Genomic DNA, 20522 nt, shown 5'->3' with positions numbered 1-20522 from the left:
ATAGAGAAAATTTTTTATTTTATCTATTGTAATATTTAAATAGATATGTTATAATAAAGCTAGAAAGGAGGTGAACGACTGGGGGATGATGAAGTGGCTGGACATCATAGAAAAACTTTGTAGTATCGCCGGTTTCGTCCTAGCGACCATCGCCTTCATGGAAGGACGGAACCAAAAGAAAAAGCGACGCTCCAAAAAGAAACGTCGCCGATAACCGAATAAGGAAGCCCGACCTTCGGGAAGGGCTTCTGTATAAAAAATATTATCATCTCCCAAAATGTATGTCAAAGCTAGCTTGGCTTGCGAACATTTTGTTAGCGTTTGTTGCGGTTCGTTTTTTCGTGACTGCTGATTTCAGAGATCTTGGCGTATTAGACACCGTGTTGTTGGTTGTTATTGTTGTATGGGGAATTGCGGGCATTCGTTACATTGTCTCGTACTTCCGAAACAGATAAAGGAGGAAACAGCGTGCCATACCACTTTGCGTCACGGAAAGAACTCGAGGACTTCATTCAAAGTGAAGTCCTCGGGGTCGCTGAAACACTGGAGATCTTGGGCGTGACATATCAACGCCTTAGTAAGTTAATCGAATCAGGAAGAATAACACCAATCAAAAGCTTCCAAAAAGATAAATTGTTTTTCCGAATCGATGTTGAAGCACTTGCACAGGAACTAAAGGAACTGCGCAAGAAATACCGGCCGTATGATGCGGAATGAGTCTAATAAACAACAGAGAAAAGGCGGAGTGATCCGCCTTGTTTTTTTCGTTGTTTTTAAGGTATCATCTCGTTGAGAAAAATAAGTCAGTCAAGGTGTTATCAACCTGCTTAAAAGTTTGGGTTAGCTGGGCAAAGTTGATGACCGGATCGCTCGTTCCTTGGCTATAGACGTAAATCGATGTTTCCGAGCCGACCAATGCGATGTCGGCACCTCCTGAAAGAAGAGTGGTCATCGTTTTATCTCCGCCCCATGTCGTCGTCAGTTCGACGTTGAGTCCCTCTTCTTTAAAAAATCCTCTCGCAAGGGCAACATATTGTGGGGCGTAAAAAATTGAGCGGGTTACTTCGGCTACCCGTACCGTTTTTGTCGTTTCTTGTTTCGTACAGGCGATCGGAATGGCTAAAAAAACGGTAAACAATGAAATCATCGCAATGCGTAGCCATTTTTTCATAGGATCATACCTCCTTTTCGTGAATTTACCTTATCGTATGCTGGTGAAAAAAATGTGTGAATGCCTAAGAAGCAAAAGTGGAAGACAAACGGGCGTTTTGATGGGGAAGAATGAAAAAGCATGGAAAAGGTTTTCCCTTTCCCATGCTTTTTTGCTACTAATAAATAAGCATTCCTTGCTCGTTCAACGAATATGTTTGGACGACATACCGAGCCCCTTCTTTGGACAGCGTAATGAGTTGGTCGTTTTGTACGTATAGCCGTTGAAGCTCTTGATTCCATGGATAACTTTTTATACGTTGAAAAGTAGTATAATCGTATACATCGATCGTTTTTCCTTTGCTTGTGTAAAACACGTTTTTCGGAAGATAGAAAGCGATATGTTGATATGAGTTATAGAGCGTTGTCACATAAGTCATATCAAATTTTTGCACCGCAGCTGCTTGAAAAATGACGCCTGATCCATTAAAAAGAAACTGCCCATCTGGTGAAATCGCCATATTCGTATTTAAATTGTAGTCCCCATGATACGGAGAATCATAGTGCGAAATCATTTTTCCATCGTTAAATACGTACGTTTCCACATCTCGCGGGCTTAATCCGGTGGTAATTGCATATACTTTTCCGCCATCTGGGTGCATCGCTAAAAACGATTGTTGGTAAATGCCGTATACGCGTGCGACTTCTAGTAGCGTTTGGCGGGAATATACTTTCAAGTACGTCCATTGACCGGATCCACTGGAAATATAGATGTAGCGGTCATCTGCGACGATATCCCACGGATCGAGCGGAATATCAACGACTGCTTTTAATGAGAACGTTTCTGCATCAATAATAGCGAACGCGCCTTCTTGTTGATCCTCCCACCATGTGCTGCTATGCTGATTTTTTGGCAGTGTAACATATAGCTCGTTATTTGCGAAATATAGCCGTTCGGGTGCTAGCGGCAAAGAAATTTTTTTCGCTGTTTTTGTTTCTAAGTTAACTTCGACGACGTTTTTATTGCCATCGAGCGCATATAAAATCGGTTTCGTCGGATGAAACACCGTTTCGACTGCTTGAAAATCAAGATATAGCTTGCTTGTACTGACCGGCATAGTTGGCGGTGGTGTCACCGTCGTTCCAGTCGTTGGTATTGTACTGCCTGTTTCGGATGATGGCGCGCTTTCATTTTGCGGAGCAGGCAATAACCGATAAGGAATGACCGTGAGAGATGCGGCTGTTTTTTCCTTATAAAACGAAATCCAATGTGCTGCATGAACGATATCTACGGCAAAGTTAATATTGCCGACGTCGAATCCCGATGAGGTCACACCGATGACATGCCCGAATTCGTTAAACAACGCTCCCCCAGAACTTCCGTGTGTAATCGGTGCGGTAATTTGAATAAGTCGGACTTCGTTTCCTGCTTCATCTTCCATTAAATGCAGATTGCTAATAATCCCTGTCGATACGGTGTTCATCAGCCCTTCTGGACTGCTAATCGTGACGATCGGATCCCCTTTTTCAAGCAAGGAAGTATCCCCTATTTTAAGCGCAGGTAACGCTAAATCCGTTTGCGTCGCAAGAAGTGCTAAATCTGTTGTTTCATCGTATTGAACAACTCCGCGAATCGGAATTTCATTTCCATTTTCGTCGTATGCTACAATTTTCGCTGCGCCTTGCACGACATGGAAGTTCGTTAAAATAGTGCTTTTGCCGACAACAAAGCCACTTGCTTGAGCGATCGGCTCGTTCGCTTCGTTAAACATCTCTAAGAAAAGAACGCTTTTTTCTTGGGCAATAATCTTTTTTAAGATTAACGTTGAAATTCCTTGTGACGTTCCTTGTGCTTTTAAAACATCTTCATAAGAATTGGAAAAGGCAGTGAACAAGGAACGATTTGTTTTCACGCTCATAAGATGTGCTTCAAATTTGTCGATTTGATTGAAAATAGTGGCTTCGTTTTTGCTGTAACGGATCATTTGGCGAAGCTTGTTAAATTCCGTTTTTAAAACGTATGCCGTTTTTGTTTGATTGATTGCTTGCTCTGCCGGTGCATGATATGTACGATAGAGCGCTGTCCGCGTCGGTGATCCGTATACTTGCTGATAGGCGCTAGCAAATTTCTTTAGTTCTGATTGAACCGCTGTATACATCGCTTCCGTTTGGTCGCTCGCCGGATTTTGTTTAAAAGAGGCTAGTAGCCGGTTTGTTTTGTCTTTTAAACTTGTTCCTGTTCGGACGGCATTATTGTAAGCGACTGCTCGACTATACATGGTATCGACGGCTTTTAAACGCGCCAATAGTTTCGCGCGCTTTGTGCCTTTTGTTTTAGCCGCTGCTGCTTTTGCTTGCTGAATCGTCTTGGTAGTGTTGCTTAACAGTTGAGGTGGTGCAGCAGCAATTTTTTTTGCATACTCAAAATAAATGTACCGTTTCAATTGTTCACTATATGTTTCTGCTTGCTGGACTAATGCGTCTGCATTCGTTCCTTTAGCTGTTGCCGGAACTTGTCCGATGAAGAAGGCGAACAACATAGCGGATAAGAAGAAAAGAAGTTTGTTTGTATCCATTCAGCCCAATACTAGTGAGATTTTCAGAATCCAGCACCAATAGGGCATTTCCAGTATCGAAAATGCCCTAGGAGGAATGGAGAATCGTTTGGAGAGACTCCCCACTTAGAAGTCTTTGCAACGATTCCCAAACCGGCTTTCCGTGTTTTTGCAGGGTAGAAATGACGCTGCGAATGGTGCAGAAAGCCTCGGCATCGTCTTCCTGACGAAACGTTCCGGAAATTTTTTGTTTGACTTTCACCATCCGCAAATCACGCTCGGCTTGGTTGTTGTCAAACGGCACTTCTTTCTTTCGCAGGAAGAGAAGCGCTTCTTGCTTGCGCTTTTCCAGGCGCTGGATGAAATTTTGCGCGTTGCGGACGCCTTCATGGTTGCCTTGTCGGCAACGTTCATCGAGTTCTTGTCGACCATTCGCTAGAAGCTGGTCGTACACTGCTTCCCAATACCGGACTTCCTCTTCCGGTAGAGCTCCGCCCGCTTTCTCCACCGCCTGTTTCATCTCCAACAGTGCTTCGGTCATCTCTTTCGACCATGAATGGCCGTAAAGTTCCGTATATGCCCGAAGCTCCCGGAGATGATGGGCGTGGCAAAGCGCATGGCTCGCCTCTGTGTACATCGGGTACACCGAATACGCATCGTGTACCATCGTTCCTTTGTACCGTGGCAAGATCCCGATGTCGTCCGTCGCTTGCTTTCCACGGGAACGATGAAGCCCGTATCGTGTGACCTTGGCAGTGGAAGCCACATGCACCCATTGGTTCTTTCTGTTCACACGCAGGCTCGTTTCATCGACGTGCAACGTGCTGGAGGTTAGCAACGCCGTTTCGATCTCTTTGAGCGCTGCTTCTAACACAGGGAGCCACCGTCTCGTCATGTTCACGACTGTGCCTGCACTGATTGAATGGCCCACTAACGCTTTGACCATCTCCGTGACACGCTCGCACGGGATCAACTGCGCATGATTCCAGTATAAAACAAGGGAAGTGATGGCTGGTCCGTACTGGACATGATTCGTGACATAAAAAGGGAACTCTGCCTGCTGGACGAGATGACATTTCGGACACCCCTTCACTTCCCGTTCGTGTTGAGTCACTTCCATTCGAACCACTGGGAGGTCGAACACTTGGCGAATGTCTACTTGAAGCGGAGCAACATGTTCTAAAGAGTGACCACATCCTTTGCATTTGGTCACGCGGTGAAGGACTCGATGGTCAGGATTCGGTACTTGGCGGAGCGTCGTTCCTCGATGCCCTAGTTGCCCTCCCGGCTGTTTCTCCGACGGTTGGCGAGAAGGGGATTTCGCCACAAACCGGTCAGAGGACGGCGGTAAGTGGCTGTTCGTACTGTTTTTTTTCGTACGGGCTTCTAATTCTGCAATACGTGCTTTTAATTGTTGGTTTTCTTGTCTTAGCTGCTCGTTTTCTTTGATGAGTTTTTCGATGGTTTGCGCTTGGCGCTCGATTTTTGCGACCATGCTTTCGAGTGTAAAGACCGCTTGTTGAAAATCAAAAACAACGTTTGCCATCGTGTTCACCTCCCTTGTCTTGGATGGTACTAGTATAGACAAGGGGAGCAGAAATAAACCCGATCTCGTAAACTTTTTCTATGTAACGGCTGAATAGTTACGTTTGTTTTTCATCGTTGCCTCCTATTCTAGCTGTTTTTCTATAAAACATATACTCTATTATAGCAAAAAGATGGGCAGGATAATTGTGGGAAATAAAGGGTTTTTGGGGGCGATTTGAGAAATCGCGCCAAATATGGTTCAATGAAAATAGCAAAGATTTTATGAAAGAGGTGAAGATGATGGGCATGCCGTTAGAGTTTCAAACGATGATTGTGACAAAAGGAAAAGAACAGCGCGTGAAAGATAATTTGTTTCTGCTTGAAAAAGAAGGATACCGCATTTATCCGCTCGATATCCCGCTTGAAGTGAAGCGGACGCTGCAAAGCGAAACGAGCGGGCAGGCGATTGTGAAAAAAATCGAATTGGCAAACAACCGCACGATTGTGACATATGAACTCGTTTCGCTGCATTCGATTAACTAATAAAAGGGATATCTTCCTAGCGGAAAGATATCCCTTGACATTTAAACGATCGGCCCGCCTAGTTTCTCAATGTTCGGATCGATGTTCGCAAATTTTTTGAAGTTTTCGCGGAATTGTTCGGCAAGCTCCTTTGCTTTCTGCTCATACGCTTCTTGATCGGCCCATGTGTTTTTCGGCTGTAACACTTCGTCTGGTACGCCTGGGACGTGTGCCGGAATTTCTAGGCCGAAAATCGGATCTTTTACCGTTTCGACATTGTTGAGCTCGCCTTCAAGCGCCGATTGCACCATCGCGCGCGTATATTGTAGCTTCATGCGGTTGCCGACGCCGTATTCGCCGCCCGTCCAGCCGGTGTTCACTAAAAATACTTGCACATTGTGCTCGTCAATTTTTTTGCCGAGCATTTCCGCATAGCGCGTTGCTGGAAGCGGCAAGAATGGTGCGCCAAAGCACGTCGAGAACGTCGCTTGCGGCGAAGTGATGCCGCGTTCTGTGCCGGCCAATTTGCTCGTATAGCCGCTTAAGAAATGGTACATCGCTTGCTCTCTCGTTAATTTGCTGATTGGCGGCAACACTCCGAATGCGTCGGCTGTTAAGAAAATGATCGTCGTCGGATGGCCGGCGACGCTTGGATCGACGATGTTGTCGATTGCTTGAATCGGATAGGCGGCGCGTGTATTTTCAGTGAGCGTACCATCATCATAGTTCGGAATGCGCGTATACTCGTCAATGACGACGTTTTCTAGCACGGCACCAAACCGAATCGCGTCAAAAATTTGTGGCTCTTTTTCCCGCGACAAGTTAATGCATTTCGCATAGCAACCGCCTTCAATGTTAAACACGCCGCTATTTGACCATCCGTGCTCATCATCACCAATTAACCGGCGTTTCGGGTCGGCAGAAAGCGTCGTTTTTCCTGTGCCGGAAAGCCCGAAAAATAGTGCAACATCTCCTTCTTGGCCAACGTTGGCTGAGCAATGCATCGGCAAAATATTTTGTTCTGGAAGAAGATAGTTCACGACTGAGAAAATGGACTTTTTAATTTCGCCTGCATATTCTGTCCCACCGATTAAGACGATGCGGCGTTCAAAGGAAATGATGATAAACGTTTCTGACTTCGTTCCATCTACCGCAGGGTCTGCTTTAAAATTCGGTGCAGAAATGACGGTAAATTGTGCTTGATGTTCCGCCAACTCTTCTTCTGTCGGGCGAATAAACAATTGATGGGCAAACAAGTTGTGCCATGCAAACTCGTTAATGACTTGAATTGGCAAGCGATATTTCGGATCAGCTCCAGCAAACCCTTTAAAGACGAAAATTTCGTCTTTTGCCATTAAATAATCAATCACCTTATTATATAATTTCTCAAACACTTCTTCCGCAATCGGCTGATTAACGGAACCCCAATCGATTTTATCTTTTGTGGAAGCTTCTTCAACAATGTACTTATCTTTTGGCGAACGTCCTGTATATTTTCCAGTTGTCGTTGCGACGGCACCTGTCAGCGTCAACATCCCTTCCTTGCGGGCAAGAACTTTTTCGACTAATTGAGGAACGGATAAGTTTTCTTGCACATTCGATTGGTGTAGCAATACCGCCAATTTATTCGTGACGTCAACAATGCTCATATACAATACCTACCTTTTTTTTGTTAATTTATCCCCTTGAAAATAGTATAACACATTAGGATAATTAGTCCATACTATTTATTGTAATTTTTGTTTTTATTTTTGTCTATTTTGTTGCAAATTTTTCGTGACGTTTTTTTCTAAGGCAATCCGCAAAAAAATTATGAAACGATGTTGACTTTTTTTTATTATTTAAGTTATGATAACATATTGAACGGTTACTCTTATCCCGAGTTGGTGGAGGGACAGGCCCAATGAAACCCAGCAACCGTCACAACAATTGTACATGTGAAATGGTGCTAACCTGTGGCAAGGCAACGCCCTTGAACGATAAGAGTGAAAGGCTCGATAAGAATGCAATCACCTTTCCTCGCAGTTGAAGGAAAGGTTTTTTCGTTGATAGACGTGGGAAAATGAGTGCCGTATCAATTTTTTTACAAGGGGCACAAGATACGCTCCATGATGAACAGAAAAGAGGAGGAAATTGACGAATGTCAGCAAAACGCCGTTTATTTACTTCGGAATCTGTAACAGAAGGCCACCCGGACAAAATTTGTGACCAAATTTCTGACGCGATTTTAGACGCGATTTTAGCGAAGGACCCAAATGCGCGCGTCGCATGCGAAACGAGCGTAACAACTGGCTTAGTATTAGTAAGCGGAGAAATTACGACATCGACGTACGTTGATATTCCGAAAATTGTTCGTGATACGGTTCGTGAAATCGGCTATACGCGTGCAAAATTCGGATTTGACGCGGATACGTGCGCGGTGTTGACTTCGATTGATGAACAATCGCCAGACATTGCAATGGGTGTTGATAAAGCGTTAGAAGCGCGTGAAGGTCAGATGACTGACGAAGAAATCGAAGCGATTGGTGCGGGCGACCAAGGGTTAATGTTCGGATTTGCTTGCAATGAGACGAAAGAACTAATGCCATTACCGATTTCATTGGCACACAAATTAGCACGTCGCTTAGCAGAAGTTCGCAAAGAAGACATTTTGCCTTACTTGCGTCCAGACGGAAAAACACAAGTAACGGTCGAGTACGATGAGAACGGCAAACCGGTTCGCATCGACACAATCGTTGTTTCGACGCAGCACCATCCAGAAATTACACAAGATCAAATTGTGCGCAACATTAAAGAACATGTCATTCAGCCTGTCGTTCCAGCAGAGTTAATTGACGAAAATACGAAATACTTTATCAACCCAACGGGCCGCTTCGTGATCGGTGGTCCACAAGGGGATGCGGGATTAACAGGCCGTAAAATTATCGTCGACACATATGGCGGATACGCTCGTCACGGCGGCGGTGCGTTCTCTGGAAAAGACCCAACAAAAGTAGACCGCTCGGCGGCATACGCGGCTCGTTATGTAGCGAAAAACATCGTTGCTGCTGGTCTTGCAGATAAATGCGAAGTGCAATTAGCGTATGCGATCGGTGTCGCGAAACCAGTATCCATTTCGATCGACACGTTCGGCACAGGGAAAGTATCCGAAGACATTTTAGTTGAAGTTGTCCGCAACAACTTTGACCTTCGCCCAGCAGGCATCATTAAAATGCTAGACTTGCGCCGCCCGATTTACAAACAAACAGCCGCTTACGGTCACTTTGGACGTACAGACATCGACCTTCCGTGGGAGCGTACGGATAAAGCAGAAGTGTTAAAAGAGCAAGCACTCGCGTTAGCGAAGTAAAAACGGAAAGAGAGTTACGAATCGTAGCTCTCTTTCTCTTTTCCTGAAACGAAATCTTTCTTATATACGACTAATTATTAATTGATTCTGGCTAAACTAAATGTAATCGTTTGTCTAAAGATGTGGTATAATTTCTAAGTTGAATTTCACAAAAGTAGGTGACAACGGCATGTGTGGGTTTATTGGATGTATTTATGATGAACCGAAAACAATGGATGAACAATGGAAACAAACGTTTACAGAGATGAATGATATCATTACCCATCGCGGACCGGATGATGACGGGTATTTTTTTGATGATTATGTCCATTTCGGCTTTCGACGCCTTAGCATTATCGATTTAGAAGCGGGGCATCAGCCGCTTTCTTATGAAAACGAGCGATATTGGATTATTTTTAATGGAGAAATTTACAACTACGTCGAATTGCGCGAAGAACTATTGCAACAAGGTTATACATTTTCCACCCATTCGGATACAGAAGTGATTATCGCTCTTTACAGCCATGCGAAAGAAAAAGCGGTCGAAAAGCTGCGAGGCATGTTTGCTTTTGTCATTTGGGATAAAGAAGAAAAGACGATTTTGGCGGCGCGCGACCCGTTTGGTATTAAACCGTTTTTCTATTTTGAACAAAACGGACGTACGTTTTTTGCTTCGGAGAAAAAGAGCATTTTGCATGCGCTAGGGTATGATACACTTCATTACGATGCATTACAGCATTATTTAACGTTCCAATACGTTCCTGAGCCTTTCACGATGTCAGCTGATATTCGGAAGCTAGAGCCAGGTCATTATATCCAAAAGAAAATCGGGGAGCCGTTAACGATTCGGCCATACTGGAAAGCAACGTTTCACCCGATTGTTCAGACGGAAGAGGAACTAGTAAAAGAAATTCGTGATGTGTTGTTTGATTCGGTGAGAGTGCATATGCGAAGTGATGTTCCGGTCGGGTCGTTTTTATCTGGTGGCATCGATTCATCGCTTATTGCATCGATTGCAAAACAATTTCATCCAAATATTAAAACGTTCTCGGTCGGTTTTGAACGGGAAGGGTTTAGTGAAATCGATGTAGCAAAAGAAACGGCGGCAAAGCTAGGAGTAGAAAATATTAGCTACGTCATCTCCCCACGAGAATATATGGACGAAATGCCAAAAATTATGTGGCATATGGATGATCCGCTTGCGGACCCAGCAGCTGTTCCGCTTTATTTTGTTGCACGTGAAGCAAGAAAGCATGTAACGGTTGTCTTGTCTGGAGAAGGGGCAGATGAGTTGTTTGGCGGCTACAATATTTATCGTGAACCGCAGTCATTAGAAGTGTTTGAACGGATGCCGAATGCGGCAAAATCCGCGCTGCGCGTCATTGCTCGCATGCTTCCGGATGGGGTAAAAGGAAAAAGCTTTATCGAGCGCGGGTTAACGCCAATGGAAGAACGGTATATCGGCAATGCGAAAATGTTTAGCGAAGCGGAAAAGCGTGAATTACTTAAGAGCTATCGCGACGAACTAGACTACACAACGATTACGCGCCCGCTTTATGACCAAACCCCGGATTATCCTCCGGTGAATCGAATGCAATATGTGGACATTCATACGTGGCTACGCGGGGATATTTTATTGAAGGCAGACAAAATGACGATGGCACATTCGCTTGAATTGCGCGTGCCGTTTTTAGATAAAGAAGTATTTGCTGTCGCCGCCAAAATCGCACCAGAATGGAAAACAGCAAACAATACGACAAAATATATTTTGCGCAAAGCCGCGGAAGGAATTGTTCCTGATCATGTGCTACATCGCAAAAAACTAGGGTTTCCTGTTCCAATTCGCCATTGGCTAAAAAATGAAATGTATGATTGGGCGAAAACAATCATCAAAGAAAGCGAAACCGACCACTTGTTCCGCAAGGACGTGCTCTACCGCTTACTAGAAGAGCATTGTGCGAATAAAGCCGACCATAGCCGAAAAATTTGGACAGTGCTTGCCTTTATGATTTGGCATCAAGTGTATATGGAAAAAAAATATGATTTTTCACATGGAAAAAAAGACAAGCAACCCGTATCCATTTAACAACGGAGAAGCCTCCCCATCTCTGTAGATGGAGAGGCTTATTTCGGTTGATACGTAATTGCTTGTTTCCCCATTTGCACCCAAGCGGCTAAAAAGTCGTCTTTCGGTGCTTTTTTATTTTTTTGGCCGGAAAGCGGGTCGTTGAAATAAATATAGTCTTGATCATAGCCAGTAATAACAACAGAATGTTCATAGTACGTAATTTTAATTGTGCCATTGGGCGTGTCCCATTCGCGAAACGCAGATTCCGGAAGTTCTCGAAACGTGCTATTTGTAATCACTAGAACTGGAGCACCTTGTGATAAATATTTTTGTAACTCAGTAAAATCTCTACCAGTGAGATTAACGATTCGATTCGGCAAATATTGTTTCGCTAGTTCCTCAATCGGCTCATGATATACACCAAGCCCAGGGGTCTCGAGCGAAAACATGTCGCCGACAAATCCGTTATGTGGATTACCGAAATATACTTTGCCGTTGCGGCGCTGAAAAGGGGTCGGATCCTTTTTTATTTGTTTGGCAAGCGTTGTTTTATCGACTTGTACGCCTGCATCTTGAAGAAGCATCGCAAGGCTTGTTACTTCACAGCCACGCGGCAATTCTGGCATTTGTTGAATGAGCGGAACATCAAGCAGGACGAATGGTTTAATTTCTCCCTCGACAAAGGAAGATACGACTCGACGCAACTCGGTTTCTTCTTTTACAAAACTCAAATTCTTCCACTGTTTAATAGCGGTTTGAATTTGTTGTTGCAACAACAGCGGGACGACTAAAATCGTCAAGCAAAAAGAAACAACCGCAGCCTTCCAGAGAGACTTAAGCCAATAAATAATACCGACGCCGATGAGAACGGCAACTAATAGGAAAAGTACATTTGTCATACCGCTAACTCCTTATTTTACAAACTCCCGCTCCTATCTTATCATATTGCCGGTGATAAAGAAGGCGAAAAATATTTCATCGAAAGGGACATTATTGGGGATGTTGAATCGATTTATAATATTGTCCTTTTTCGACATATTCACGGCGAATGCGTGCCATTTCTCGCTCATCTTCTTCGGTTAGCTGTCGTACTACTTTTGCTGGACGCCCGAACGCGAGTGTGCGCGGCGGAATTTTTTTTCCGGGTGGAACTAGGCTTCCTGCGCCGATAAATGCTCCTTCCCCAATTTCTGCGCCATCAAGGATGATGGCGCCCATGCCAATCAATGCGTTTTTGCGGATGATAGCACTGTGCAAAATGACTTGATGACCAACCGTTACATCGTCTTCGATAATGAGCGGATTGTTTGGACTTTGATGCAAAACTGAGTTATCTTGAATATTGACACGACTGCCGATGATTGTCGGTGCGACATCGCCGCGAATGACAGTATTAAACCAAATGCTTGTTTCCTCGCCGATTGTTACATCGCCAGTAATCGTCACATAATCAGCAATAAACGCTGATTGTGCGATTTTTGGATATTTGTCTTTGTATGGGTAAATCATTGCTTTCTTCCTTCCTTTTTCCGTATGTATTATAAGTGTACAAACTTTTTTTCAATTCGTAAACGAAAGCGAGGGATTTTTATGTGGAAATGGGAAGCGACAGAGCCGAAAGGAGTTGTCGTGATCGTTCACGGGGCGGCAGAGCATCATGGCCGATACAAATGGCTCATCGAAATGTTTCGCTTGAGCGGGTTTCATGTCGTCATGGGTGATTTGCCAGGACAAGGGACGACGACGCGAAGAAAGCGGGGGCATATTCAGTCGTTTGATGAGTATATAAACGAAGTGAAGGATTGGGTTGAAGCTGCAAAAGCGTTTCATTTGCCTATTTTTCTTCTTGGCCATAGCATGGGCGGTCTTGTCGTCATTCGGACGTTGCAGGAAAATCACCTTCCAATAAGCGGCGTTCTTTTATCGTCGCCATGTTTAGGACTTGTTACATACCCGTCGAAAGGGCTTGATGTTTTGTCGAAAATGTTGAATTATGTTGCCCCTGCGATGTTGTTTGACTCTGGGCTGTCGGTGGAGATGGCGACACGAAATGAAGAAGTACGCGAAATGGACAAAAACGATTCACTTTATGTCACGAGAGTATCTGTCCGTTGGTATCGCGAGCTAGTAAACGCGATGAAGCTCGCTCGACGCAATATCGACAAATTTCCGGATGTTCCGCTGTTGCTTATGCAGGGAGGCGACGATAAAATTGTGGACAAGGCAGTTGTCAAACAATGGTTTGATCAGTTGCCAATTTCAGAAAAAATATATAAAGAATGGGACTCGCTATATCATGAAATTTTCAATGAGCCGGAGCGTGAGGATGTGTTTTTGTATGCAAAAACATTTTTTGAAACACAGCTAATGCTTCGGAGAACATAGTTGAGGTGAGAGTTGTTGAGTATTCCGACGCATCCTGTTTCATTAATGAAAAACGTATATCGCGATGTGTTTCCAATCGTACATCGTGAATTGGAGTTTTGGCGAAAAAAAGCGGAGAAAATTCCTGATGCAGAATTGCGTAAACAAGCGCTAGCAAGCATGAATACAAAAGCATTTCATTGTGAAGGCGGCGCGATTTTGGCGTTACTAGCAGAAGCGAACCGAGAAGAATGCATTCGGTTTATTGTCGCTTATCAAACGATTAGCGATTATCTCGATAATTTATGTGACCGGAGCACATCGCTAGACCCGTTAGACTTTCGCGCGCTTCATGATTCGATGCCCGATGCGTTATGTATCGATGCTGTTCCAACGAATTATTATCGGTATCGAAGCGAACAAAATGATGGGGGCTATTTACATGAACTTGTCTATACGTGCCAAGACGTATTGAAAAAAGTCCCCCATTATGACACGATTGCGCCGCTCTTAAAAGAATTGGCGGGATATTATTGCGATTTGCAAGTACATAAACATGTGAAACAAGAAGAGCGCATTCCGCGGTTGACACAATGGTTTGCGCAACATCAAAACAGCCTCCCGCCAATGGAATGGTACGAGTTTTCCGCATGTTCTGGTTCGACGCTCGGTATCTTTTGTTTAGTGGCATATGCGTTCAATGAATCGTTTTCGAAAGAGATGGCGCGCCGCGTTCGTGATGGCTATTTTCCGTACATTCAAGGCTTGCATATTTTACTTGACTATTTTATTGACCAAGAAGAAGACCGGCTTGGCGGTGATTTAAATTTTTGTTTTTATTATCCAAACGATATCGTGTTATTAGAACGGCTATGTCACTTTATAGAGGAAGCAGAAAGGCGTCTTTTGGAATTGCCTCACGGGGCATTTCATCGGTTGATTCACCGCGGCTTATTAGGGCTGTATTTATCGGATGAAAAAGCGCGGGCACATCCTAACATGCGCCGGCTAGCGAAGCAGTTACTCCGCGCCGGCGGCTCCATTTCTCGCTTTTTTTACTGGAACGGCCGCATGTATCGAGCGTGGCAAAAATGGGCGTAAACCATTTTTTTGTCGTTGAACAAAGAAGGCTGCCTTTCGTTGTGTGGGGCAGCCTATTGTCGTTTTTCGATCGCAATAATAAATGGTGGATGGTTGATTTGGTTGATAAACTGGTAGCGAAGCACATGCGCGCGCTGCTGGTCGAGCATTTCGACATAGGAAAGCAACTCATCGCGCTCGACTGCTCCTTCTGGATGTCCGTGGTAAATGACGAGTACGATAATTCCTTCCGGTGCCATGATGTGAAGTAATTGTTCTACTGCACGGATCGTTGAATCAGGTTTGGTGACAATTTGTTTATTTCCTCCCGGCAAGTAGCCAAGGTTAAAAATGGCGCCGGTAATGCGTCCATGATAGTCGGTCGGAATTGCGTTGCGCAATTCATCATGGCTTTTTTGAAATAATGTCACTTGTTCAAGCGCTTGATGTTCTTTTAGACGGGCGATTGTATTTTCAATTGCTTGTGCTTGAATATCGAAGCCAAAAACGCGCCCTGTTTTCCCGACTCGTTCGGCTAAATAAAGCGTATCGTGTCCGTTGCCGACCGTAGCATCGACCGCCACGTCTCCAGGTTGGACAGCAAGGTCAAGCAACGAGCGGGCAAACGGCAAAATGCGGGCAAGCTTCATCTGGAAATCGCCTCTTTTTTATAATATTTTCCTTGGTAGCTATTGCGCCGTTCGAGTTCCGCATCAATGGCATTTAATACTTCCCATTTATTGACGCTCCACATTGGACCGATCATTAAGTCAATCGGACCGTCACCAGTAATGCGATGGACGACCATTTCCGGCGGTAAAATTTCGAGTTGGTCACAAACGAGTTGAACGTATTCATCAAACGATAAAAACGTTAATAATCCTTTTTCGTATTGCTTCACCATCGGAGTCCCTTTTAATAAATGCAGTAAGTGAATTTTAATGCCTTGTACGTCTAAGTTTGCGACCGTTTTGGCAGTTTCCATCATCATGTCATAGTCCTCAAGCGGCAAGCCGTTAATAATATGGGAGCAGACGCGAATGCCGTGTTTGCGAAGTTTTTGCACCCCTTCGACGTAGCAGGCGAAATCATGCGCGCGGTTAATGAGAAGCGCTGTTCGTTCGTGAACTGTTTGCAAGCCAAGCTCGACCCATAAATATGTGCGCTCGTTTAATTCCGCCAAATAGTCAACGACATCGTCCGGCAAGCAGTCAGGACGTGTGGCAATCGACAACCCGACGACGTCGTCTAATTGTAAGACCGTTTCGTATTTTTCCCGCAACACATCGACAGGGGCGTGGGTGTTCGTGAATGCCTGGAAATACGCTAAATATTTTCCATCTCTCCATTTGGCGTGCATTTTTTCTTTAATGTCATGAAATTGGGTTACTAAGTCATCCGCGCGGTTGCCGGCAAAGTCGCCGGAGCCAGCTGCACTGCAAAATGTGCAGCCACCGTATGCGACCGTACCGTCGCGATTTGGGCAATCAAAGCCGCCATCGAGAGCCACTTTAAAAACTTTATGGCCGAACGTTTGCCGTAAATGATAGTTCCACGTATGGTATCGTTTGTTGTCGTTTGTATATGGAAAAGGGTTCATCGTCATCACCTTGTATTTACTGATAGTTGTCATTTTAGCATTGTAGCATGATTCAGGTGAAAAATCGACAGTTTCCAATCATTAACATCATAATGAGAAAGAGGAGTGCGCACATTAAAAATGGACAAATTTTTTAGGTGGAGGGAACACAATGGCGACGCGGCAATCAGTAGATGAGTTTTTACAGCATTGTGAAGATGTCATTCGTTTTGCGAAAGAGCAATATAACGAGGCACAGCGGCAAGAACATAACAATGACATAGAATACATGAACGCGCAACAAATGCTTGAGCAGGCAGTAAATGATTTAGCCCATTTGGCGTTAAGTTGCAACGCCCAGCAACGTGAACAGTTACATCGGATGCGCTTACAGCTTGAGCAATTGCAAAACGACATGATTTTATTAGACCATTAAAGGAGGTAGCCATGAAAAAACGTTCAAAGCAAAACAATCCAGAACAAAAAACGTTGCATTTGAAAAGTTTCGACGATCCAGTAAAAGAAGTGAAACAACGGAACGCGAAAAAAGGGCAAGAAGCGAAAGCAGAATACCATGCCGAACAATAAGCGAAGCACTCGGAGATAATCCGGGTGCTTTTTTCAAATGCCAGAAAAAACAGAACGGGGCGAAAACAAAAAGTAGCGAACAAAAAACGTGCTTCGTATAATAGTGGATGAAATTATTCGGATGATACTTGCAACGAAGTGATAAATTTCTTAAAATAATGATTATAATAAAATATTCCCAAATGACCGTGAAAAGGAGTAGTAGTGAACAAAACGGGCTGCAGAGAGTTGACGGCTGGTGCGAGTCAACCGAAGTTTGTTTACGAACTCGCCTTGGAGTTGCGTGTGCGAATGAGGTAGCATGCGCCGTGAATCTGCGTTAATGAGTCGAGTGAGCGTTTTTTGTGCGCTAATGAGGGTGGTACCGCGGGAAATTCGACCTCTCGTCCCTTTTGATGAAGGACGAGAGGTTTTTTTATTTTATTTTTTGTTAACACTTTGGAAATAGACATAGAAAGATGGGAGGATACGACATGAGCTTCAATCATCGCGAGATTGAGAAAAAATGGCAGAAATATTGGGAAGAGAATAAAACGTTTAAGACGACCGAAGAGGAAGGGAAGAGAAAATTTTATGCTTTGGATATGTTCCCATATCCGTCTGGCGCTGGTCTTCATGTCGGGCATCCAGAAGGGTATACAGCGACTGATATTTTAGCGCGTATGAAGCGCATGCAAGGATATAATGTCCTTCACCCGATGGGATGGGATGCATTCGGCTTGCCTGCAGAGCAATATGCCCTTGATACCGGGAACGACCCAGCAGAATTTACTGAAAAAAATATTAACAACTTCCGGCGCCAAATTAAATCGTTAGGTTTTTCATACGATTGGGACCGGGAAGTCAACACAACCGATCCAAATTATTACAAATGGACCCAGTGGATTTTCTTAAAACTGTACGAAAAAGGTTTAGCGTATATGGATGAAGTGCCAGTCAACTGGTGCCCGGCGCTAGGGACGGTTTTAGCCAATGAAGAAGTCATTGACGGAAAGAGCGAACGCGGCGGGCATCCAGTGATCCGCAAGCCGATGAAACAATGGATGCTTCGCATTACCGCATATGCTGATCGCCTGCTTGAAGATTTAGAAGAGCTAGACTGGCCAGAAAGCATTAAAGAAATGCAGCGCAACTGGATTGGTCGTTCAGAAGGAGCACACATTCATTTTTCCATTGACGGCCATGATGAAATGTTTACCGTCTTTACCACTCGTCCAGATACGTTATTTGGCGCCACTTACGCTGTGCTTGCTCCTGAACATCCGCTCGTGGAAAAAATTACGACTCCAGAGCAAAAAGAAGCAGTGGAAGCATATTTACAACAAATTCAAAGCAAAACCGACCTTGAGCGCACCGATTTAGCGAAAGAAAAAACAGGGGTATTTACGGGTGCTTATGCAATCAATCCGGCAAACGGTGAGAAATTGCCAATTTGGATTGCTGATTATGTGTTGATGAGCTACGGTACTGGCGCGATTATGGCGGTTCCAGCACACGATGAGCGCGACTATGAATTTGCGAAAAAATTTAATTTGCCTATAAAACAAGTTGTTGCCGGTGGTGAAGTGTCGAAAGAGCCGTATACGGGAGATGGCGAACATATTAACTCTGATTTCTTAAACGGCTTAAATAAAGAAGAAGCGACGAAGAAAATGATCGAATGGTTGGAGAAAAACGGCAAAGGCGAGAAAAAAGTATCGTATCGCCTCCGCGACTGGTTGTTTAGCCGCCAGCGCTATTGGGGTGAGCCCATTCCGATCATCCATTGGGAAGATGGAACGATGACGCCCGTACCGGAAGAAGAATTGCCACTTGTGCTTCCGAAAACGGATGAAATTAAACCGTCCGGAACAGGCGAATCGCCGCTAGCGAACATTGAAGAATGGGTGAACGTTGTGGACCCGAAAACAGGGAAAAAAGGGCGCCGCGAAACGAATACGATGCCACAATGGGCAGGAAGTTGCTGGTATTACTTACGCTATATCGACCCGCACAACAGCGAGCAATTAGCTGATCCAGAAAAATTGAAAAAATGGCTACCAGTGGACATTTACATCGGTGGTGCGGAGCATGCCGTGCTTCACTTATTGTATGCTCGCTTCTGGCATAAATTCTTATATGACATCGGCGTCGTGCCGACGAAAGAGCCGTTCCAAAAATTATTTAACCAAGGGATGATTCTTGGGGAAAACAACGAGAAAATGAGCAAATCAAAAGGGAACGTTGTTAACCCAGACGATATTATTGAAAGCCATGGTGCCGACACATTGCGTCTATATGAAATGTTTATGGGACCACTTGAAGCGTCGATTGCATGGTCGACAAAAGGGTTGGACGGTGCTCGTCGCTTCTTAGATCGCGTTTGGCGCTTGTTTGTTGAAGAAAACGGTGAATTGAATCCAAAAATTGTAAGTGAACCAGAAACAGATACATTAGAACGCATTTATCATCAAACGGTGAAAAAAGTAACTGAGGATTATGAAGCAATTCGTTTTAATACCGCTATTTCGCAGCTTATGGTGTTTATCAATGAAGCGTATAAGGCACCAGTATTGCCAAAAGCGTATGTGGAAGGGTTCGTGAAGCTGTTGTCCCCTGTTTGCCCACATATCGCAGAGGAGTTATGGGAAAAGCTAGGCCACATGAATTCGATTGCGTACGAAGCGTGGCCGGCGTATGATGAAGCGAAGTTAGTTGAGGACGAAGTCGAAATCGTTGTGCAAGTAAACGGCAAAGTGCGGGCGAAATTGAATGTACCGGCAGATGCTTCTAAGGAACAGCTTGAGCAAATCGCGATGGAAGACGAGAAAATTAAAGAACAAATCGAAGGAAAGACCGTACGCAAAGTTATTGCTGTTCCAGGGAAATTGGTAAATATTGTAGCAAATTAATCTCCAATAAGTTATCCCCGCTTCCCGTTAGGCGGGGAACTATATTGAGAAAAGAAAGGAGACTGTGTCATGGAAGAGATTAAAGAAATTACAGCTGAAGAGCTTAAACAAAAGCTAGAAAGAGGAGAACGCCTAAATGTAGTAGATGTGCGTGAAGATGAAGAGGTCGCCCAAGGGATGATTCCAGGCGCAAAGCATATTCGGATGGGGGACATCCCGAGCCGTTTGGACGAATTCAAAAAAGATGAAGAATACATTTTTGTTTGTCGTTCTGGCGTACGCAGCGGAAACGTTTGTTACTATTTGCAAGAGCTAGGCTATAACGTATGCAACATGATCGGTGGCATGCTTGCATGGGACGGAGAAATCATCCCAAAATAACACAAAGCTTTTACAGCTTTGTGTTTTTTTACTAAGATAGGAAAGTATAAAATTTTGCAATTGGGCAGAGAGCTGTCTAGCTCCAAGCGCCATCGGTGTGATGCGCTCCTCCCCTTCTTTCAGCGGCGACACATGGAGAAACTTCAGCGATTTTGCCCACGAAGAATGAAGCAACTGCTTAGTTCGAGCTCTCCTCGGTGGGGCTTGTGCGCTCTTCGCCGATAGGCGGGCGCTTTGCCCTTTTCTTATGTAGAAAGGATTTTTGCCGTAAACAAAGAACTATATTTTTGAGGGGGAGAGTAGAATGTACAAAGTGAAAGTGTTCGATGAAGAGCATGAAAAAGATTTAGAAGCATCGGTCAATCGTTTTTTGGCTGGGTTAAAAGAAGGCCAGCTTATCGACATTAAATACGATGTCGCATTAATGGAATCAGAAGGAGAGCAAATCTATTGCTTCTCGGCGATGGTCGTATATCGAGCCTAGCCAAAA

General features: G+C 44.4%; 20 protein-coding genes, 1 pseudogene, 1 riboswitch and 1 other annotated feature. Of the genes and pseudogenes, 13 read left to right on the top strand and 8 right to left on the bottom strand.

Features of this window, described 5'->3' with window-relative positions; genetic code table 11:
• Window positions 1-85: 85 nt before the first annotated feature.
• A complete protein-coding gene (locus GFC30_RS17655; protein WP_274520111.1) occupies window positions 86-214 on the top strand; it encodes a hypothetical protein in 129 nt (42 codons plus the stop codon).
• 344 nt (window positions 215-558) lie between these two features.
• Window positions 559-717, top strand: coding sequence for a hypothetical protein (locus tag GFC30_RS17725; RefSeq protein WP_338012319.1), 159 nt, complete (start codon window positions 559-561; stop codon window positions 715-717).
• 115 nt (window positions 718-832) lie between these two features.
• Here GFC30_RS17725 and GFC30_RS15375 read toward each other — a convergent pair.
• The 3 genes and pseudogenes from GFC30_RS15375 to tnpC all read right to left on the bottom strand — a co-directional run.
• Window positions 833-1293, bottom strand: a pseudogene (locus GFC30_RS15375) (ABC transporter substrate-binding protein); the annotation flags it as partial.
• Window positions 1294-1328: 35 nt separating this feature from the next.
• Window positions 1329-3725 (bottom strand): trypsin-like peptidase domain-containing protein, encoded by a 2397-nt coding sequence (locus GFC30_RS15370; protein ID WP_084256487.1) that lies wholly within the window; start codon window positions 3723-3725, stop codon window positions 1329-1331.
• Between the two features lie 67 nt (window positions 3726-3792).
• A complete protein-coding gene (gene tnpC, locus GFC30_RS15365; RefSeq protein WP_066324512.1) occupies window positions 3793-5250 on the bottom strand; it encodes an IS66 family transposase in 1458 nt (485 codons plus the stop codon).
• A 281-nt stretch (window positions 5251-5531) separates the two neighbouring features.
• Between tnpC and GFC30_RS15360 the strand changes: the two genes are divergently transcribed.
• The gene (locus GFC30_RS15360; RefSeq protein ID WP_066327807.1) at window positions 5532-5774 is read left to right on the top strand and encodes a DUF2584 domain-containing protein; all 243 of its coding nucleotides are present in this window, start codon (window positions 5532-5534) and stop codon (window positions 5772-5774) included.
• A gap of 41 nt (window positions 5775-5815) precedes the next feature.
• On the opposite strand, the gene pckA is transcribed toward GFC30_RS15360, so the two are convergent.
• Window positions 5816-7402: a phosphoenolpyruvate carboxykinase (ATP) gene (gene pckA, locus GFC30_RS15355; RefSeq protein WP_066327804.1), complete on the bottom strand. Its 1587-nt coding sequence runs from the start codon at window positions 7400-7402 to the stop codon at window positions 5816-5818.
• A 221-nt stretch (window positions 7403-7623) separates the two neighbouring features.
• Window positions 7624-7739, top strand: a riboswitch (SAM riboswitch).
• 154 nt (window positions 7740-7893) lie between these two features.
• Here pckA and metK point away from each other — a divergent pair.
• Both metK and asnB read left to right on the top strand, forming a co-directional pair.
• A complete protein-coding gene (gene metK / locus GFC30_RS15350; protein WP_066327801.1) occupies window positions 7894-9102 on the top strand; it encodes a methionine adenosyltransferase in 1209 nt (402 codons plus the stop codon).
• Window positions 9103-9271: 169 nt separating this feature from the next.
• Window positions 9272-11167: an asparagine synthase (glutamine-hydrolyzing) gene (asnB, locus tag GFC30_RS15345; protein ID WP_066327799.1), complete on the top strand. Its 1896-nt coding sequence runs from the start codon at window positions 9272-9274 to the stop codon at window positions 11165-11167.
• A gap of 38 nt (window positions 11168-11205) precedes the next feature.
• On the opposite strand, the gene GFC30_RS15340 is transcribed toward asnB, so the two are convergent.
• On the bottom strand, window positions 11206-12048 hold the full coding sequence (locus GFC30_RS15340; protein ID WP_066327797.1) for a C39 family peptidase: 843 nt from the start codon (window positions 12046-12048) through the stop codon (window positions 11206-11208).
• Between GFC30_RS15340 and GFC30_RS17840 the strand changes: the two genes are divergently transcribed.
• A complete protein-coding gene (locus GFC30_RS17840; RefSeq protein WP_409978528.1) occupies window positions 12011-12232 on the top strand; it encodes a DUF5009 domain-containing protein in 222 nt (73 codons plus the stop codon). The genes GFC30_RS15340 and GFC30_RS17840 overlap by 38 nt on opposite strands.
• On the opposite strand, the gene GFC30_RS15335 is transcribed toward GFC30_RS17840, so the two are convergent.
• Window positions 12140-12658, bottom strand: a complete 519-nt coding sequence (locus GFC30_RS15335) for a gamma carbonic anhydrase (protein ID WP_066327795.1) — start codon at window positions 12656-12658, stop codon at window positions 12140-12142. The genes GFC30_RS17840 and GFC30_RS15335 overlap by 93 nt on opposite strands.
• 81 nt (window positions 12659-12739) lie before the next feature.
• Here GFC30_RS15335 and GFC30_RS15330 point away from each other — a divergent pair, with 81 nt between their 5' ends.
• The gene (locus tag GFC30_RS15330; RefSeq protein WP_066327791.1) at window positions 12740-13534 is read left to right on the top strand and encodes an alpha/beta hydrolase; all 795 of its coding nucleotides are present in this window, start codon (window positions 12740-12742) and stop codon (window positions 13532-13534) included.
• 15 nt (window positions 13535-13549) lie between these two features.
• Window positions 13550-14614, top strand: a complete 1065-nt coding sequence (locus GFC30_RS15325) for a tetraprenyl-beta-curcumene synthase family protein (RefSeq protein WP_066327787.1) — start codon at window positions 13550-13552, stop codon at window positions 14612-14614.
• A gap of 53 nt (window positions 14615-14667) precedes the next feature.
• Here the strand turns inward: GFC30_RS15325 and GFC30_RS15320 are convergent, their stop codons facing one another.
• Together GFC30_RS15320 and GFC30_RS15315 are read right to left on the bottom strand one after the other, a co-directional pair.
• Window positions 14668-15243 carry a tRNA 5-(aminomethyl)-2-thiouridylate-methyltransferase MnmM gene (locus GFC30_RS15320; RefSeq protein WP_066327779.1) on the bottom strand — a complete coding sequence of 192 codons (576 nt, stop codon included), beginning with the start codon at window positions 15241-15243 and terminating at the stop codon, window positions 14668-14670.
• On the bottom strand, window positions 15240-16193 hold the full coding sequence (locus tag GFC30_RS15315) for a tRNA modification radical SAM protein MnmL/YtqA (RefSeq protein WP_066327777.1): 954 nt from the start codon (window positions 16191-16193) through the stop codon (window positions 15240-15242). The genes GFC30_RS15320 and GFC30_RS15315 overlap by 4 nt, the downstream gene beginning before the upstream one ends.
• Before the next feature lie 151 nt (window positions 16194-16344).
• Between GFC30_RS15315 and GFC30_RS15310 the strand changes: the two genes are divergently transcribed.
• The 5 genes from GFC30_RS15310 to GFC30_RS15295 all read left to right on the top strand — a co-directional run bounded on the left by GFC30_RS15310 (window position 16345) and on the right by GFC30_RS15295 (window position 20516).
• Entirely contained in the window at window positions 16345-16608 is a 264-nt protein-coding gene (locus GFC30_RS15310; protein WP_066327774.1) for a YtzC family protein, read from the top strand.
• 11 nt (window positions 16609-16619) lie between these two features.
• Window positions 16620-16760, top strand: coding sequence for a hypothetical protein (locus GFC30_RS17280; protein ID WP_169807020.1), 141 nt, complete (start codon window positions 16620-16622; stop codon window positions 16758-16760).
• A 179-nt stretch (window positions 16761-16939) separates the two neighbouring features.
• Window positions 16940-17154, top strand: a binding site (T-box leader).
• 79 nt (window positions 17155-17233) lie between these two features.
• Window positions 17234-19651 carry a leucine--tRNA ligase gene (gene leuS, locus GFC30_RS15305; protein ID WP_066327772.1) on the top strand — a complete coding sequence of 806 codons (2418 nt, stop codon included), beginning with the start codon at window positions 17234-17236 and terminating at the stop codon, window positions 19649-19651.
• A 69-nt stretch (window positions 19652-19720) separates the two neighbouring features.
• Window positions 19721-20032, top strand: coding sequence for a rhodanese-like domain-containing protein (locus tag GFC30_RS15300; protein ID WP_066327769.1), 312 nt, complete (start codon window positions 19721-19723; stop codon window positions 20030-20032).
• Window positions 20033-20336: 304 nt separating this feature from the next.
• The gene (locus GFC30_RS15295) at window positions 20337-20516 is read left to right on the top strand and encodes a sporulation protein Cse60 (protein ID WP_066327766.1); all 180 of its coding nucleotides are present in this window, start codon (window positions 20337-20339) and stop codon (window positions 20514-20516) included.
• Window positions 20517-20522: the final 6 nt, after the last annotated feature.

This window comes from Anoxybacillus amylolyticus (assembly GCF_001634285.1).
Taxonomy (GTDB): Bacteria; Bacillota; Bacilli; order Bacillales; family Anoxybacillaceae; genus Anoxybacteroides; species Anoxybacteroides amylolyticum.
This window is presented reverse-complemented; position numbering and strand designations above follow the sequence as displayed.

Excerpts from the sequence above, each read along its gene's own strand:
- GFC30_RS15370 (WP_084256487.1), bottom strand. The coding sequence starts at position 3,725 with ATGGATACAAACAAACTTCTTTTCTTCTTATCCGCTATGTTGTTCGCC.
- GFC30_RS15335 (WP_066327795.1), bottom strand. The coding sequence starts at position 12,658 with ATGATTTACCCATACAAAGACAAATATCCAAAAATCGCACAATCAGCG.
- GFC30_RS15340 (WP_066327797.1), bottom strand. The coding sequence starts at position 12,048 with ATGACAAATGTACTTTTCCTATTAGTTGCCGTTCTCATCGGCGTCGGT.
- pckA (WP_066327804.1), bottom strand. The coding sequence starts at position 7,402 with ATGAGCATTGTTGACGTCACGAATAAATTGGCGGTATTGCTACACCAA.
- GFC30_RS15360 (WP_066327807.1), top strand. The coding sequence starts at position 5,532 with ATGGGCATGCCGTTAGAGTTTCAAACGATGATTGTGACAAAAGGAAAA.
- GFC30_RS17280 (WP_169807020.1), top strand. The coding sequence starts at position 16,620 with ATGAAAAAACGTTCAAAGCAAAACAATCCAGAACAAAAAACGTTGCAT.
- leuS (WP_066327772.1), top strand. The coding sequence starts at position 17,234 with ATGAGCTTCAATCATCGCGAGATTGAGAAAAAATGGCAGAAATATTGG.
- GFC30_RS15295 (WP_066327766.1), top strand. The coding sequence starts at position 20,337 with ATGTACAAAGTGAAAGTGTTCGATGAAGAGCATGAAAAAGATTTAGAA.
- tnpC (WP_066324512.1), bottom strand. The coding sequence starts at position 5,250 with ATGGCAAACGTTGTTTTTGATTTTCAACAAGCGGTCTTTACACTCGAA.
- GFC30_RS17840 (WP_409978528.1), top strand. The coding sequence starts at position 12,011 with ATGAGAACGGCAACTAATAGGAAAAGTACATTTGTCATACCGCTAACT.
- GFC30_RS15330 (WP_066327791.1), top strand. The coding sequence starts at position 12,740 with ATGTGGAAATGGGAAGCGACAGAGCCGAAAGGAGTTGTCGTGATCGTT.
- GFC30_RS15300 (WP_066327769.1), top strand. The coding sequence starts at position 19,721 with ATGGAAGAGATTAAAGAAATTACAGCTGAAGAGCTTAAACAAAAGCTA.
- GFC30_RS17655 (WP_274520111.1), top strand. The coding sequence starts at position 86 with ATGATGAAGTGGCTGGACATCATAGAAAAACTTTGTAGTATCGCCGGT.
- GFC30_RS15310 (WP_066327774.1), top strand. The coding sequence starts at position 16,345 with ATGGCGACGCGGCAATCAGTAGATGAGTTTTTACAGCATTGTGAAGAT.
- GFC30_RS15315 (WP_066327777.1), bottom strand. The coding sequence starts at position 16,193 with ATGAACCCTTTTCCATATACAAACGACAACAAACGATACCATACGTGG.
- asnB (WP_066327799.1), top strand. The coding sequence starts at position 9,272 with ATGTGTGGGTTTATTGGATGTATTTATGATGAACCGAAAACAATGGAT.
- metK (WP_066327801.1), top strand. The coding sequence starts at position 7,894 with ATGTCAGCAAAACGCCGTTTATTTACTTCGGAATCTGTAACAGAAGGC.
- GFC30_RS15320 (WP_066327779.1), bottom strand. The coding sequence starts at position 15,243 with ATGAAGCTTGCCCGCATTTTGCCGTTTGCCCGCTCGTTGCTTGACCTT.